The sequence below is a fragment of the Streptomyces sp. NPDC050448 genome (assembly GCF_040655295.1).
Taxonomy (GTDB): domain Bacteria; phylum Actinomycetota; class Actinomycetes; order Streptomycetales; family Streptomycetaceae; genus Streptomyces.
On the sequence record NZ_JBFAJR010000005.1, the window covers coordinates 69614 to 84954 of the forward strand.

The following is a 15341-nucleotide window of genomic DNA, read 5'->3' on the forward strand; positions in this document are numbered from 1 at the left end:
GGAGCTCCCCCCTCACAGCTTCTTGACGCTCTTCACACTCTTGATTCCCTTGACGCCCTTTATCCGGCCGGCCCTGTTGGCGCGGCTGCGGGCCGTCTTGAGCCGCAGGCCGCCGCGCTGGCTGCCGATGCGCAGGCCGGTGCCGCCGGAGAGCCAGCCGGAGGACACGTCGGCGGCCTTGGCCGGTCCGCCGTTCGCCTCGACGGCCATCGGGTCGTTCTCGGCGCGCCGGGCCAGCGCCATGATGAACGGCACGGTGAACGGGGCGAGCAGCAGGTCGTAGAGGGTCGCGGTGAACAGCAGCCCGGTGAGGCCGACGTGGCGGGCGGCGGTGTCGCCGACGAGGGCGCCCACGCCGGCGTAGAGCAGGGTGGAGCCGATCGCGGCGGCGACGACGGTCAGCATCGGGCCCCAGGCGGAGCGGAACCGCCCGGAGTCGGGGCGGGCCAGGCCGGCGGCGTACCCGATGACGCAGAGCACGAGCGCGTACCGCCCGGCGGCGTGGTCGGCGGGCGGGGCCAGGTCGGCGAGGAGTCCGGCGGCGAAGCCGATGAGCGCGCCGCTGAGGTGCCCGTACACGAGGGCGAGGGCGACGACGGTGAGCAGGACCAGGTCGGGTACGGCGCCGGGCAGTTGCAGCCGGCCCAGGACGGCGACCTGGACGACGAGGGCGACCACGACGAGCGTGGCCGAGAGCAGGATCCGGTTGAAGCGCATGACGGTCAGCTCCTACTCGTCGGCCGGCTTGCCGGACACGCTGGCGGACGGGGACGGGGTGACCGTGACGGTGACCGTCGGGGTCGGCTTCACCTCGGGCTTGGGCGGCAGCACGGCGTCGCGCGGGTCCTCGCGCGGCGGCATGACGACGACGCCGACGATGTCCAGGCGCGAGAAGCCGACGAACGGGCGGACCCAGATGGTGCGGGTCAGGTCGCCGCGCGAGGGGTCGACCTTGACCACCTCGCCGATCGGGACGCCGGGCACGAAGGGCTTGTTGCCGCGGGAGCCGAAGGTGACGAGCCGGTCGCCGGGGCTGACCTTGGCCTTGCCGTTGAGCATCTGGACGGACAGGGCACGGTCGCCCTGGCCGGTGGCGAAGCCGAGCTCGCCGGTCTTCTCCAGGCGGGTGCCCACGGTGAAGTCGGGGTCGTTGGCGAGCACGACGGTGGCGGTGTCGGGGCCGACGGTGGCGACCCGGCCGACGAGTCCGTCCCCGTTGAGGACGGTCATGTCGCGCTCGATGCCGTCCTTGCTGCCGGCGTCGATGGTGACGGTCCAGGAGAAGCCCTGGGCCGCTCCTATGGCGATGACCTCGGCGCCCTTGATGCCGTACTGTCCGGAGCCGGCCCGCTTGAGCATCTCGTCGAGCTCGCGGATCCGGCTGCGGGTCTGGTCGTCGCTGCCCAGCCTGGCCTTCAGGGCGGCGTTCTCGCGCTCCAGCACGGCGATGCGGTTGTGGCGCTCGCCGGAGTCCCGTACGGCTCCTATCGCATTGGCGACCGGGTCGACCGCGGTCGCCACGCCCTTCTCGACCGGGCCGAAGACCGCTGCGGCGGCCTGCCGGGCGCCGTCGACCGGAGACTCCTCGCCTGCCCTGATGTCCACCGTGATCAGTGCGAACGCGATGGCGATCAGGAGCACCAGGAGCAGCCGGCTTTCTCGTGTGTCCCTCACGTGCGGCGGCCGTGCCTTCCCATGTGTCGTGTCGGCGAAGCCGGCTCCCGTGGAGCCGGTGCTTGCACCGGAGTTCTTCGTCTGTATATCAACGATCCGCCGCACGGGCGCGGCAGCACCCGTACGGCGGATCCTTGGGGTCCGTATGGCCCCCTGACGGGGGTCTGGGTCAGCGCCGGGGCTGGGCGTCCAGGACCTGCTGGAGCGCTTCGAACTCCTCCACGCACTTGCCGGAGCCGAGCGCGACGGAGTCGAGCGGGTCCTCGGCGATGTGGATCGGCATGCCCGTCTCGCGGCGCAGCCGCTCGTCGAGGCCGCGCAGGAGGGCGCCGCCGCCGGTCAGGACGATGCCGCGGTCCATGATGTCGCCGGAGAGCTCCGGCGGGCACTTGTCGAGGGTCGTCTTGACCGCGTCGACAATGGCGTTGACCGGCTCCTCGATGGCCTTGCGGACCTCGGCGGCGGAGATCACGACCGTCTTGGGGAGGCCGGAGACCAGGTCCCGGCCGCGGATCTCGGTGTGCTCGTCCTTGTCGAGGTCGTACGCCGACCCGATGGTGATCTTGATCTGCTCGGCGGTCCGCTCACCGAGGAGGAGCGAGTACTCCTTCTTGATGTGCTGGATGATCGCGTTGTCGAGCTCGTCGCCGGCCACCCGGATGGACTGCGCCGTGACGATTCCGCCGAGGGAGATGACGGCGACCTCGGTGGTGCCGCCGCCGATGTCCACGACCATGTTGCCGGTGGCCTCGTGGACGGGCAGGCCTGAGCCGATGGCGGCGGCCATGGGCTCCTCGATGATGTGCACCTGGCGGGCGCCGGCCTGGGTGGACGCCTCGATGACGGCGCGGCGCTCCACTCCCGTGATGCCGGAGGGGACGCAGACCACGACGCGCGGACGGGCCAGGTAGCGGCGCTTGTGGATCTTGAGGATGAAGTACCGGAGCATGCGCTCGGTGATCTCGAAGTCGGCGATGACGCCGTCCTTGAGGGGCCTGACGGCGACGATGTTGCCGGGCGTCCGGCCGATCATCTTCTTCGCCTCGGAGCCGACCGCCAGGATGCCACCGGTGTTCGTGTTGATGGCGACCACGGACGGCTCGTTCAGGACGATCCCCCGGCCCCTCACGTACACCAGCGTGTTGGCGGTCCCGAGGTCGATCGCCATGTCACGGCCGATGAACGACATGTTGTTCCCCTTGTTCCCCATGAGGAGCGTCTGGCCTTCCGGTTGATAGCGGCTGCTGTCAGGTCGGCGAGGTGGGTGTGTGGGTGGAGGCCCCATCGTAGTGCCGCAAGTGCGAACACCGCGCGACGGGACTCCGGCAATCCCGCCGGAACGAAAACCCGCCCCCTCAGTGGTGACGACGTGTCCTGCCCATGCGTTCCCGCAAGTGCCCGGCAATACCGAAGGGCGACCGAAATTACTTCGGTCGCCCCAGGTCATGAGCGCTATTCGGCTGATGTTGCGTCAGAAAGGACTCATCCGAGAGTGGGGAAGAACAGCTTCAGCTCGCGCTCGGCGGACTCCTCGGAGTCCGAGGCGTGGATCAGGTTCTCCCGGGTGACGGTGCCGAAGTCCCCCCGGATGGAGCCGGGCGCCGCGGCGATCGGGTCGGTCGGTCCGGCCAACTGGCGGACACCCTCGATCACGCGTTCCCCTTCCACCACCAGGGCCACGATCGGGCCGCTGGCCATGAAGCCCATGAGGGGCTCGTAGAACGGGCGGCCCACGTGCTCGGCGTAGTGCTGCTCCAGGATGCTCCGGTCGAGCGTACGCAGCTCCAGCGCGGGGATGCTCCACCCGGCCTTGCGCTCGATACGGCCGATGATCTCGCCCACCAGGCCACGCCTGACCGCGTCCGGCTTGAGCAGGACGAGCGTGCGCTGGGTCATGTTGTAACTCCTTGCGGCAAACGGGTGCGGTCCAACGAGGCTACAGGGGGTCAGCGGCCCCCCTGCGCGGAGCCCCGGGCCCGGGCCGGGGGCCCGCAGCCCCCGGCGGGTGCCTCAGGCCTGGGCTTCGCTCTGGGCCGCCCAGCGGGCCTTGATCGCGTCGATCTTGGCGCCGTAGTGCACCGAGCACCACCACAGGCCCGCGAACACCGCACCGAGGAAGAACATCATCGGGACGACGAACCCGCTCAGGATCAGGCCGATCTGCAGGGCCCAGCCGATCTGGACCGCGCCCGGACGCGACAGCATCCCGCACAGCAGCACCGACAGCAGCATGGCGACCCCGCACACCGTCCAGACCGCGGCCTGCGTCAGATCCGGGTTCTTCATGGCGACCAGCCCCGCGAAACCGATCACGAAGAACTCGCCGATCAGCGTCGAAGCACACAGCGTACGCATCCCTCAGCCCCTCTTCAGCAGCAGGCGGGCCTCGCCCACCGTGATCACGGAACCGGTCACCAGGACCCCGGCCCCGCCGTACTCGGCCTCTTCCTCCGCGAGGGTGATCGCCGCCTCCAGGGCGTCGTCCAGCCGCGGCTCCACCTGCACCCGGTCCGGCCCGAAGACCTCGACCGCGACCGCCGCCAGCTCGTCCGCGGACATCGCCCGGTGGCTCGAGTTCTCCGTGACGACGATCTCCGCGAAGATCGGCTCGAAGGCCTCCAGGACCCCCTTCACGTCCTTGCCCTCGCTCGCGGCCATGACCCCGATCAGCCGGCTGAAACCGAAGGCCTCGGTCACCGCTTCCGCCGTGACCTGCGCGCCCGCCGGGTTGTGCGCCGCGTCCAGGACCACCGTCGGGCTACGGCGCACGACCTCCATCCGGCCCGGCGAGGTCACCGAGGCGAAGGCCCTGCGTACGGTCTCCAGGTCCAGCTCCCGCGACTGCTGCGCGCCGACCCCGAAGAAGGCCTCGACCGCCGCCAGGGCCACCGCCGCGTTGTGCGCCATGTGGGCCCCGTACAGCGGCAGGAAGATGCCGTCGTACTCGCCGCCCACGCCGCGCAGCGTCAGCATCTGGCCGCCGACCGCCACCTCGCGCGAGACGACGCCGAACTCCATGCCCTCGCGGGCGACCGTCGCGTCGACCTCCACGGCCTTCTTCAGCAGCACCTGCGCCGCGTCCACCGGCTGCTGCGCCAGGATCACGGTGGCGTCCTGCTTGATGATGCCGCCCTTCTCCTGGGCGATCTCGCCGGGCGTGGAACCGAGGCGGTCCGTGTGGTCCAGGCTGATCGGGGTGATCACCGCGACCGAGCCGTCGATCACGTTGGTCGCGTCCCAGGTGCCGCCCATGCCGACCTCGACGACGGCCACGTCGACCGGGGCGTCCGCGAAGGCCGCGTACGCCATGCCGGTGAGCACCTCGAAGAAGGACAGCCGGAACTCCTCGGAGGCGTCGACCATCTCCACGTACGGCTTGATGTCGTAGTACGTCTCGACGAAGCGCTCGGCGCTGATCGGCGCCCCGTCCAGGCTGATCCGCTCGGTGACCGACTGCACGTGCGGGCTGGTGTAGCGGCCGGTGCGCAGCTCGAAGGCGTTCAGCAGGGCCTCGATCATGCGGGCGGTGCTGGTCTTGCCGTTCGTGCCGGTGACGTGGATCGAGGGGTACGCGCGCTGCGGTTCGCCCAGGACGTCCATCAGCGCGGCGATCCGCCTTACGGACGGCTCCAGCTTCGTCTCGCCCCAGCGGGTGGAGAGCTCCTGCTCCACCTCCTGCAGTGCCCGCGCCACCTCCGGGTCGAGGGGCCGCGCGGGTACCAGGTCACCCTGGGGCGGTCCGGCCTGGGCGCGCAAGGTGCGGCTGCCGGCCTCGATCACCGCCAGGTCGGGGTCGCGGTCGGACTCTTCGGCCACGATCCGGTCGAAGACCTCGGTGGTCTCGTCGCGGTCGTCGGGTCCGTTGCTCTCGGGCTGCTGCTCACTCACGGGGCCAGTCTACGGACGGGGGGCCCGAGGACTTCCGACCCGGCCGTTTCGGGACCTTCGGCGAAGGTTGCGACCGGATCGTTATGCAAGCCTTGCGGCAGGAGATTGGGGAACAAATGCCGCGGGGCGGCAACAAAAAGACCGCTTCCAGCCGCGGCACAGGCATCGATCTGGGGACCGCGAACACCCTGGTCTACGCCCGGGGGCACGGAATCGTCCTCAATGAGCCGTCCGTGGTCGTCGTGAAGGCGGGCACCACCACCGCGCTGGCCGTCGGGATCGAGGCCAAGGAGACCATCGGCCGCACTCCCGGCTCCATCACCGCGATCCGCCCCTTGAAGGACGGGGTGATCTGCGACTACGAGGCCGCCGAGGAGATGATCAGGCACTTCGTCCGCGAGGCCGTGCCCGGGCGGCGGCCGCGCACCCGGATGGTGATCTGCGTGCCCGCCGGGGTCACCCCCTAGCGGCGGGCCATCGTCCACGCCTCGACCCGGGCCGGGGCCAGGGCCGTCCACCTGATCGAGGAGCCGATGGCGGCGGCGATCGGCGCGGGCCTGCGTGGCCCTGGGCTCCGGCACGTGCGTGGAGGACCTGGACACCCTGAACAGCCTGCTGGTCCCGGCGAAGACCTGACCGGGGCTGACCGCGGCCGACCGTGGCTGCCGACCGCGGCTACCCCCGCGGGAGGGTGGCCACCACCGTGTACGAGTCCTCCGTGCGCGTCGCCGTCAGGGTTCCGCCCAGGCTCCGTACCCGCTCGGACATGCTCGCCGTGCCCGAGCCCGCCGAGACGGGGGCGCGCGCCGGCGTACGGGCGGGCAGGCCGTTGCTGACGGCGATCCGCAGCTGCGGGCCGTCCGCCGCGATCGACACGTCGATGGTCTCCCCGCAGGCGTGCTTGGCCGCGTTGGTCAGGCACTCCTGCACCACCCGGTAGACCGCGGCCTGGCGCAGCGGCGACAGCCCGTGCACCTGCGGGTCCAGAGCGAGCCGTACGGGCGAACCGGCCCGTCCGCTCTCCTCCGCGAGAGCCCGCAGCCCGTCCACCCCCGGCGTCGCGGCCCGCTCCCCGCGTTGCACGATGATCTCGTTGAGCACCAGATGGGCCCGGCGCGCGGTGTCGGCCAGCTCCTCGAAGTCCTTCGCGTGCGGCGTCTCGCGCGACCGCATCGACAGCACCTCCGAGCGCACCGTCAGCAGCGTCAGCTCCCGGCCGACGAAGTCGTGGACGTCGCGGGCGACCGAGGTGCGCTCCTGCTGGACCGCCTGGAGCACCGCCGACTCGGCGCGCCGGGCGGCCAGCTCGCGCACCAGGTCGTGCCGGTAGGCGGCGATGCCGACGGCCGAGGCGAGCACCCCGATGGGCACGACCAGGCTCAGGAACGCGCTGAGGGTCGCGGCCCGCGGTTCGGGCCAGCCCGGGACGCTGAAGACGATCAGCGCGTACGCCACGTACCCGAGGGTGGCCAGGACCGCGGGCCGGCGCCCCCGGTAGCGGCCGACCGAGTAGAGCGCGAACTGGATCAGCGTCAACTCGTGCAGCCAGCCGATGAAGAGCAGCGCGGTGACGTACGAGATCCAGGGCGACCGGCGGCGCACCAGGAGGCTCGAGCACCCGGCGGTGAGCACGACGGCGGCCATCGGGCCGCTGAGCGAGTTGTCCGCGGCGGCCAGGCCGGGCAGGTCCAGCGCCATCAGGGCGAGGCAGCTCACTGCGGTGAGCACGTCAAGGGCCCGGGGTGACCCGGCCCAGCTCTCGGCGAGCCTGCGGCCGGTGGCCGCGGCCCGTCGGAGCGCCGAGGCGACGGGCCGGACGTGCATGCCTTCCATCATCCGTGCTCGCCGAGGAGGATCGGATCCGCCGGCGCGGCCGAAATCGTGACGTGTGACACTCCGGACAACTCAAGACAACACCGGACCACTGCCGCCAGACCCTGCCCGCCCGGTCAGGGCGCGGGTTCGGGGCCCGGGCCGGCGTAGTCGGAGCCGAAGCAGGACCGGATCTCCCGCTCGGTGCCCGGGCGCCCGGCGAAGTTGAACCGGGACTCCTCCTCCTTGGGAGCGGCCTTGGGGTCGGAGTCGAAGTAGACCGACCACCAGTAGACGCCCGCCATCTTCCGCTCACGGACGACCTGGCAGACCGCCTTGTACCAGTTGGCCTGCACCGCGGGGTTCAACTTGCGCTTCGTGTAGAAGTCGCCGGGTGCGTGGTACGCCCCCTCCATGGCGCTGATGCCCGCCTCGGCGAGCACGATCCGCGGCAGCGCGCCCTTGCTCTTCTTGTCGAGCCAGGTGTTCCAGCCGTCGACGAGCTGGTCGACGGGGGCGTCGTCGGCGACCTTGACGGGGAAGTACGCGTCGACGCCGAGCCGGTCGACGGGTACGGCGATGTGACCGCCCACGTAGTTGTCCCAGTTGGCGTCGTACGACACCTCGCCCTTGAACCGCTTCTCGGCCGCCGCGATCAGGGTCTTCCAGCCCGGGTGGCCCTCCATCGAGTTCAGCTCCGTGCCGATCACGAACGTCGCCGCCTGCTGCCGCTGCGCCGCGTCGAGGTACGGGCCGAGCAGGGCCTCGTACGAGTCGAACCAGGCTTCCTTGTCGGTCGGCTTGATGTTGCCGCGCCAGCCCTCCGGCGGGACGAGAGCCGCCTCGTCCAGGGTCGGGCGGACGGTGGTGCGCAGTCCCGCCTCGTGGAAGATGCGCAGCACCGTGTCGAGGTGCTCGGGTGTCGGGGTGCTCCGGCCGGCCGCGAGCTTCGTCGAGGTGCGGCCCTCCGTGTAGAAGGGGAAGGAGACGGCGACCGAGTTGGCCTTCAGCCCGACCAGGTAGGCGGCCTGCTCGCGCGCCTTCTTCTCGACGTACGCGTCGCTGTGCTCCTTCTTGTCCTCCCAGAAGAGCTGGACGCCCCACTCGGGCATGCCGGCCTTCCAGGGCCTGTCCACCTTCGGTGCGGGCAGGGCGGGCTGTTCCGCCCCGGCCGCACCGCCTCCCCCGCCGGCGAGGACGGCGTCGCCGCCGCCTCCCTTGGCGGGGGTCGTGTCGTGCAGGACCAGGATCGGCTTGAGGGAGCCGGACCTCCAGCGCAGGGGGTGGTCGCCGATCACGAACGGCAGGCCGAGGACCAGGGAGGTCACGGTCACCGGGAGGATCGCGAGCAGGGGGACCTTGGAACGCTTCGTCTTCTCGTTCTTCTCGTTCTTGTTCTTCTCGTTCTTCACGAGGGGCTCTCGGTTTCTCATGCGGGCTTGGCGATGACGACGAACTTGTTCTCTTCGCGCTTGATGAACTTGATCAGCCCGCGCAGGCCGCCGAGCCCTTCCAGCACGGAGAACAGCGGGATGAGGGCGAGCACGGCGAGCGGCTCCCACCAGCCCCGCTTGCCGTTCACCGAGACCAGGGCGTTGAGCCGCAGCCCCTCCCAGTACGTCCAGATGACGTACGCGAAGCTGAGCGACCACATGATCACGACGGACTGGGTCACGGGCGAGGTGTTGAAGTCCCCGATGAACCAGGCCACGAGGAGCACCGTCGCGACGTGCTGGAGCGGGCCGAGGACCCAGCTGACCATGCAGAGCATCAGGAACCAGCGGTACCGGAACGGCACCGTTCGGTTGAAGCAGAGGGCGACCAGCCCCCAGGCCCAGCGCTCGCGCTGCTTGATGAAGTCCCTGGTGGTGGCCGGCGAGGCGCCGTAGCAGCGGCCGTTGAACCAGTCGCTGCGACCGGGGTACTTGCGGCAGAACGTCAGCGCCAGCTGGGCGTCCTCGACGATGGCCTTGGGGCCGAAGTCCCAGCCGATGGTCGCCTCGATGGAGGCGCGGAGCAGCAGCAGCTCGCCGTGCACGCCGGCGACCGGGGTGCCGAGACCGGTGAAGGCCCGGAACCGGGCTATGTCGTCGGCGGGGCGGACCGCGTCGGCCAGCCAGGTGAACCGGTTCACGGCGTTCTCGCGCGGGTAGGCCAGGATGCCCTGCGCCATGTGCTTGCCCTCGTCGCCGGCCCGCCGCTGGCGGTTGACGAACTGGGCCATGGACGCTGCGGTGTCGGGGCCGACCCCGGTGTCGTCGTCCATGTGCAGCACCCAGACGTCGTCGAGCGCCTCGCCCTCGTCGATCCGCAGCTCGTGCGCGTAGTGGTTCGCGCGGGCCTTGAAGCGCGTCCCGTTCGCCGTCTCGTACACCTTGGGCACGGTGACCACGCGGATCAGGGGGTTCATCGCGGCCAGGTCGTCGATCCGCTCGGCCGCCTCGCAGCCCTCCTCCGTGAGGACGTCGACCCGCATGCGCGGGAAGTACGGGGGAAGGTGGTCCACATAGCTGAGGACCGAGCGCTCCAGCGCCGGGTACGTGTCGTGGCGGCCGATGGTCGGCACGAGCACGATGAGGAAGTCCTCCTCCACGGGTGCCGGCGCGACCATCTCGTGTGCCTTGCGCAGCCGGCGGCGGATCAGCAGGACGCCCTGGAAGCCGACCATGACGCCGATGGCGGGCAGCGACCAGATGACCGACAGCGTCCAGCCCAGCGGGGTCGGGTTCGGCTCGAACACCCACAGGCCGAAGCCGGCGAGGACCAGGAAGGGCAGCAGGAAGGCCAGCACGCTGGGCTTCCAATCGGCATGGCGCTGCACCAGTTTCGCATCGCGACGGGACGTGGTCGCGACCTCTTGTACGGGGGCGAGGGTCATGGGAAGGGTCCTTCGGGGTTCCTACTGCTGCGGCGGCGACTGCTGGGGCTGCTGAGGCCAGGCGGGCTGACCGCCGTACGGGCCGGGCCCGTAGCCGGGCTGCGGCTGCTGGGGCTGGTGCGGCTGCGGCTGCTGGGGCTGCGGCTGGGCGTAGCCCGTCTGCGGCTGCTGGGGCTGCGGCTGGGCGTAGCCCGTCTGCGGCAACTGGGCCCCGGGCTGCGCCGGGTAGGACGGCGGAGGACCGAACCCGTGCGACGGCTGCGGCGATTGAGGCGCCTGCGGCAGCTGAGGCTGCGGCTGCTGTACCTGCTGCGCTGCCGCGCGCTGGGCCTGCTCATGGGCCTGCCGAGCCTCGTGCGCCTGCTGGGTCCAGGGGTTCACCGGCGGCTGCCACGGCTCGTACGCGGCGAAATCCCGCAGCAGCAGCACGATGAGGGCCCCGGTCACGAGGACCCCGACGGCGAAGGTCGCCAGCTTCAGCCCGCCCTGGAGCGTCGAGGTGAAGTAGTCCGTCTGCTTCTCGTCGAACAGCGCGCCCGTAAGGCTCCGCATCCGGTTGTAGCCCTCGATGGCCGCGCCGCCGATGACGATGCCCCGGCCGAGGGTGTTCCCGCGCAGGACCAGCAGCCCGCCCGCCACATAGACGACACCCCAGTTGAGGTTGAACGTCTCGGCGGCTCCGGAGCCGTCGCCTATGCCGTAGTAGACGATGCCCTGCAGGAAGTCGACGACGCCGACCTGCCAGAAGCAGTTGTACAGGGCCCAAAGGAGCAGGATGCCTGCCCAGCCCATGGCCACGAAGGCGGCCACGCGGTGGGCCCGTGGCGTTAACGCGCTCAACTTCACTCCTCTTCGAATGTTCCGTCGTGCAAGGCGAGCCATTGCACTCCCGCGGGGCCCGGTTCACGGCCGCCGGTGATCGTCTTGGGGTCGTTGTACGTCTGCTGCACGTCCGCCGGGGAGTTCTTCGCGGTGAGTCCGTCACCCCACACGGTCCACAGCACCCAGGGGGCCTGGTCGAGCGTCGTGCGCTGCGCGGCGCCCAGCGGCACGTGGAAGGACTCCGCGAGGATCCGCGGCTTCCCGTAGTCCTTGAGGCCGCGGTGCCACGTCGACGTCCAGGCGCCGGTGTCGAAGGGCTGGTCCGGCGTTCCGCTGTAGTCGTCGACCCCGACCACGTCCACGTACTCGCCGCCGGGGTAGAAGTCCCACGGATCGCTGCCGTGGACACCGTCCCAGGCGGTGGGGGCCCACACGAAGATCAGGTTGTGCAGCCCGCGGGAGCCCACCAGGTAGTGGTAGAGCAGCTCCCAGAGCGCCGTGTACTGCCGGGGCTTCAGCCCCGCCCACCAGAAGCTCTGCTCCCCGCCGAGCGAGTTCATCTCGTGGTACGGGCGCAGCAGCACGGGGACGTCGTACGCGGCCAGATAGCCGAGGTGGTCCGCGAGGAACGACAGGTCGAGCAGGAGCGCCGCGTGCTCCGGGGAACCGGGGGTGAGCACCCGGTCGATCCAGCCCGGGTCCTTCGCCGAGGGGGCGTTGCGGCGCAGCGTCTGGTCGTAGCCCTTGACCGGGCTGCCCGGCCACGGCTGGTGGAACGACATCCCGACCAGGCCCGCGGGCGCTCCCCCGTTGGTCGCCAGCACGGTCTTGGTGCCGTTCCAGAGGCGTTCGGTGCCGGTCGGGTTGTACGAGCCGTCGTCCTTGCGGGGCAGTCCGTGCCAGACGCCCATGGCGAGGTCCACGACGTCGTTCGTGTAGGTCCAGAACTCGCGGCGGGCGGGCCAGGCGGCGCGGGAGTAGTCCCGTGCCTCGCCCACGCCCCAGCTGTCCTGCTGATAGCCGGGGCCCAGGTCCAGTTCGAGGAAGGCCGGCAGCTTCCCGGTGATGTCCTGGGGCTTGCGGTAGTAGTAACCGGGCGGCTTGGGACCGTTGTGGTCGCCGTACTCCGGGTTGTACCGCTCGTTGTGCACCTCGGCGTGCTGGCCCATGAGAGTGCCGCGGCGCCGGCCGGCCCGGGCGTCCGCTTCCAGACCGGCCAGTAACCGGTACACGGTCTGGGCTGCCTTGGAGGCCTTGGGGTCCCGCGACAGCAGGTCCTTCTGGAGGCCGGTGGCGGGGGCGCGCGAGGTGCTGAAGGCCGCCACTCCGGCAAGGGCGCCGCCCGTGGCCACGGTGGCCGCCGCCCCTAAGAGGAGATTGCGGCGTTTCAGCGCGCGGCCCAACCCCTCGCGGCTTAAGCCCTCGCGACCTGGCACGTCACGCCCCAACACTCCGAGACCCCCCTCGGTCGACAGCCGGCCGGCAACGGCCCCTGCCGGTTGCGCGGAACCCCCGGGACCGCTGTCACCCTACGCGTCGGCCCCCGAGCGATGTGCTCGGGGGCCGACGGTTCACCGTTTGTTACGTGTTACGCGGCGGGCAGTGAGTCCAGCTGGGCCTGGATCCGGGCGATGTCCGCCTCGGCCTTGGCGAGCCGGCCCTTGATCTTGTCCACGACGTTGTCGGGGGCCTTGGCCAGGAAGGCCTCGTTCCCGAGCTTCGCCCCGGCCTGCTGCTTCTCCTTCTCCGCGGCCGCGAGGTCCTTGGAGAGGCGCCCCCGCTCGGCGGCCACGTCGATCGTCCCCGACAGGTCGAGCGCGACGCTTGCGCCGGCGACCGGCAGGGTGGCGGTGGCGGTGAAGCCCTCGCCCATCGGCTGGAGACGCAGCAGCTGGCGCACTGCCGCCTCGTGCGCGGCCAGCGGCGTACCGGTCAGGTCCAGGCGGGCCGGGACCTTCTGGCCGTCCTGGAGGCCCTGCTCCTTGCGGAAGCGGCGGACCTCGGTGACGACGGCCTGGACGCGCTCGATCTCCGCCTCGGCGGCCTCGTCGCGGAACCCGCTGTCCTTGGGCCACTCGGCGATGACGAGGGACTCGCGGCCGGTCAGCGTGGTCCACAGCGTCTCGGTGACGAAGGGGACCACCGGGTGCAGCAGCCGCAGCATGACGTCGATGACCTCGCCGAGGACGCGGCTGGAGACCTTGGCCTGCTCGCCGCCCGCGAAGAACGTCGTCTTCGACAGCTCGACGTACCAGTCGAAGACCTCGTCCCACGCGAAGTGGTACAGCGCCTCGCTGAGCTTGGAGAACTGGAAGTCCTCGTAGTACGCGTCGACCTGCGCGACCGTCTTGTTCAGACGGGACAGGATCCAGCGGTCGGTCGCCGACATCTGCTCGGGGGCCGGCAGCTCGCCCTCGATGGTGGCGCCGTTCATCAGCGCGAAGCGCGTGGCGTTCCAGATCTTGTTGGCGAACTTGCTGGAAGCCTGGACCCAGTCCTCGCCGATCGGCACGTCGGTGCCCGGGTTGGCGCCCTTGGCCAGGGTGAAGCGGACGGCGTCGGAGCCGTACTTGTCCATCCAGTCCAGCGGGTCGACGACGTTGCCGAAGGACTTCGACATCTTCTTGCCGCGCTCGTCGCGGACCAGGCCGGTCAGCGCGATCGTCTTGAACGGCGGCTCGCCGTCCATGGCGTACAGGCCGAACATCATCATCCGGGCGACCCAGAAGAAGATGATGTCGTGGCCGGTGACCAGGACGTCGGTGGAGTAGAACTTCGCCAGGTCCGGGGTCTTCTCCGGCCAGCCGAGCGTGGAGAACGGCCACAGGCCCGAGGAGAACCAGGTGTCGAGGACGTCCGTGTCCTGGTGCCAGCCCTCGCCGGTGGGCGCCTCGTCGTCCGGGCCGACGCAGACGATCTCGCCGTCCGGGCCGTACCAGACCGGAATCCGGTGGCCCCACCACAGCTGGCGCGAGATGCACCAGTCGTTGAGGTTGTCGACCCAGTCGAAGTAGCGCTTCGACATCTCCTCGGGGTGGATCGCGACGCGGCCGTCGCGGACGGCGTCTCCGGCGGCCTTGGCCAGCGTCTCGACCTTGACCCACCACTGCAGCGACAGGCGCGGCTCGACGGTGGTGCTGCACCGCGAGCAGTGCCCGACGGAGTGCATGTACGGGCGCTTCTCCGCGACGATGCGGCCCTGCTGCCGCAGCGCGCCGACGACCGCGGACCGGGCCTCGAAGCGGTCCAGGCCGAGGAAGGGGCCGTGGACGGTGATGTTGCCGTGCTCGTCCATGATCGTCATGGACGGCAGGTCGTGGCGCTGCCCGATGGCGAAGTCGTTCGGGTCGTGCGCCGGGGTCACCTTGACGCAGCCGGTGCCGAACTCGGGGTCGACGTGCGTGTCCGCGACGACCGGGATGGAGCGGTCGGTGAGCGGCAGCTTGATGAGCTTGCCGATCAGGTGCTTGTAGCGCTCGTCGTCCGGGTGGACGGCAATGGCCGTGTCACCGAGCATCGTCTCGGCGCGGGTCGTGGCGACGACCAGGGTGTCCTCGCCCTCGCCGTACTTGATCGAGACGAGCTCGCCCGCGTCCTCCTGGTACTCCACCTCGATGTCGGAGATGGCCGTGAGGCAGCGGGGGCACCAGTTGATGATGCGCTCGGCGCGGTAGATCAGCTCGTCGTCGTAGAGCTTCTTGAAGATCGTCTGGACGGCCTTGGACAGGCCCTCGTCCATCGTGAACCGCTCACGGGACCAGTCGACGCCGTCACCGAGGCGCCGCATCTGGCCGAGGATCTTGCCGCCGTACTCTTCCTTCCACTGCCAGACCCGCTCGACGAACTCCTCGCGGCCCAGGTCGTGGCGGGACTTGCCCTCCTCGGCGAGCTGCTGCTCGACCTTGTTCTGGGTGGCGATACCGGCGTGGTCCATGCCGGGCAGCCACAGCGACTCGAAGCCCTGCATCCGCTTGCGGCGGGTCAGGGCGTCCATGAGCGTGTGCTGGAAGGCGTGCCCCAGGTGCAGGGAGCCGGTGACGTTCGGCGGCGGAATGACGATGGTGTACGCGGGCTTCTCACTCGCGGGATCGGCCGTGAAGTACCCACGCTCCACCCAGCGCTCGTAGAGCTTCCCCTCTACCTCGGCCGGAGCGTACGCGGTCGGCAGTTCGGAGTCGGGGCTGCTGGGTGTCTGCGTGTTCTCGGTCACGAGGCACAGGATACGGGCGGCCCCGCCTTCGTTACGAATCCATACCACACCCGGGGA

12 protein-coding genes and 1 pseudogene are annotated in these 15341 nt (G+C 70.4%); 1 reads left to right on the top strand and 12 read right to left on the bottom strand.

The window, feature by feature from the left end; all coding sequences use genetic code 11:
- Nucleotides 1-12 precede the first annotated feature (12 nt).
- The 6 genes from mreD to AB0I68_RS08720 all read right to left on the bottom strand — a co-directional run bounded on the left by mreD (nt 13) and on the right by AB0I68_RS08720 (nt 5562).
- Entirely contained in the window at nt 13-717 is a 705-nt protein-coding gene (gene mreD, locus AB0I68_RS08695; RefSeq protein ID WP_363176497.1) for a rod shape-determining protein MreD, read from the bottom strand.
- A 12-nt stretch (nt 718-729) separates the two neighbouring features.
- Nucleotides 730-1674 (bottom strand): rod shape-determining protein MreC, encoded by a 945-nt coding sequence (gene mreC / locus AB0I68_RS08700; RefSeq protein ID WP_363176498.1) that lies wholly within the window; start codon nt 1672-1674, stop codon nt 730-732.
- Nucleotides 1675-1843: 169 nt separating this feature from the next.
- Entirely contained in the window at nt 1844-2863 is a 1020-nt protein-coding gene (locus AB0I68_RS08705; RefSeq protein ID WP_008738981.1) for a rod shape-determining protein, read from the bottom strand.
- 293 nt (nt 2864-3156) lie between these two features.
- Complete coding sequence (ndk, locus tag AB0I68_RS08710) at nt 3157-3570, bottom strand: nucleoside-diphosphate kinase (RefSeq protein WP_363176499.1); 414 nt, start codon at nt 3568-3570, stop codon at nt 3157-3159.
- Between the two features lie 114 nt (nt 3571-3684).
- Entirely contained in the window at nt 3685-4029 is a 345-nt protein-coding gene (locus AB0I68_RS08715; RefSeq protein ID WP_363176500.1) for a DUF4233 domain-containing protein, read from the bottom strand.
- A 3-nt stretch (nt 4030-4032) separates the two neighbouring features.
- Nucleotides 4033-5562 carry a folylpolyglutamate synthase/dihydrofolate synthase family protein gene (locus AB0I68_RS08720; RefSeq protein WP_363176501.1) on the bottom strand — a complete coding sequence of 510 codons (1530 nt, stop codon included), beginning with the start codon at nt 5560-5562 and terminating at the stop codon, nt 4033-4035.
- Nucleotides 5563-5678: 116 nt separating this feature from the next.
- Here AB0I68_RS08720 and AB0I68_RS08725 point away from each other — a divergent pair.
- Nucleotides 5679-6122: pseudogene (locus AB0I68_RS08725) on the top strand (rod shape-determining protein); the annotation flags it as partial.
- Between the two features lie 115 nt (nt 6123-6237).
- Here the strand turns inward: AB0I68_RS08725 and AB0I68_RS08730 are convergent.
- The 6 genes from AB0I68_RS08730 to AB0I68_RS08755 form a co-directional block, all read right to left on the bottom strand.
- Nucleotides 6238-7386, bottom strand: a complete 1149-nt coding sequence (locus AB0I68_RS08730) for a histidine kinase (protein ID WP_363176502.1) — start codon at nt 7384-7386, stop codon at nt 6238-6240.
- A gap of 125 nt (nt 7387-7511) precedes the next feature.
- Nucleotides 7512-8807, bottom strand: a complete 1296-nt coding sequence (locus AB0I68_RS08735; protein WP_363176503.1) for a hypothetical protein — start codon at nt 8805-8807, stop codon at nt 7512-7514.
- Nucleotides 8804-10252, bottom strand: a complete 1449-nt coding sequence (locus AB0I68_RS08740) for a glycosyltransferase family 2 protein (RefSeq protein WP_363176504.1) — start codon at nt 10250-10252, stop codon at nt 8804-8806. The genes AB0I68_RS08735 and AB0I68_RS08740 overlap by 4 nt, the downstream gene beginning before the upstream one ends.
- Nucleotides 10253-10273: 21 nt before the next feature.
- Nucleotides 10274-11092, bottom strand: coding sequence for a hypothetical protein (locus tag AB0I68_RS08745; RefSeq protein ID WP_363176505.1), 819 nt, complete (start codon nt 11090-11092; stop codon nt 10274-10276).
- A 2-nt stretch (nt 11093-11094) separates the two neighbouring features.
- Nucleotides 11095-12426: a glycosyl hydrolase gene (locus AB0I68_RS08750; RefSeq protein WP_363176506.1), complete on the bottom strand. Its 1332-nt coding sequence runs from the start codon at nt 12424-12426 to the stop codon at nt 11095-11097.
- A gap of 236 nt (nt 12427-12662) precedes the next feature.
- The gene (locus tag AB0I68_RS08755; RefSeq protein WP_363176507.1) at nt 12663-15284 is read right to left on the bottom strand and encodes a valine--tRNA ligase; all 2622 of its coding nucleotides are present in this window, start codon (nt 15282-15284) and stop codon (nt 12663-12665) included.
- Nucleotides 15285-15341: the final 57 nt, after the last annotated feature.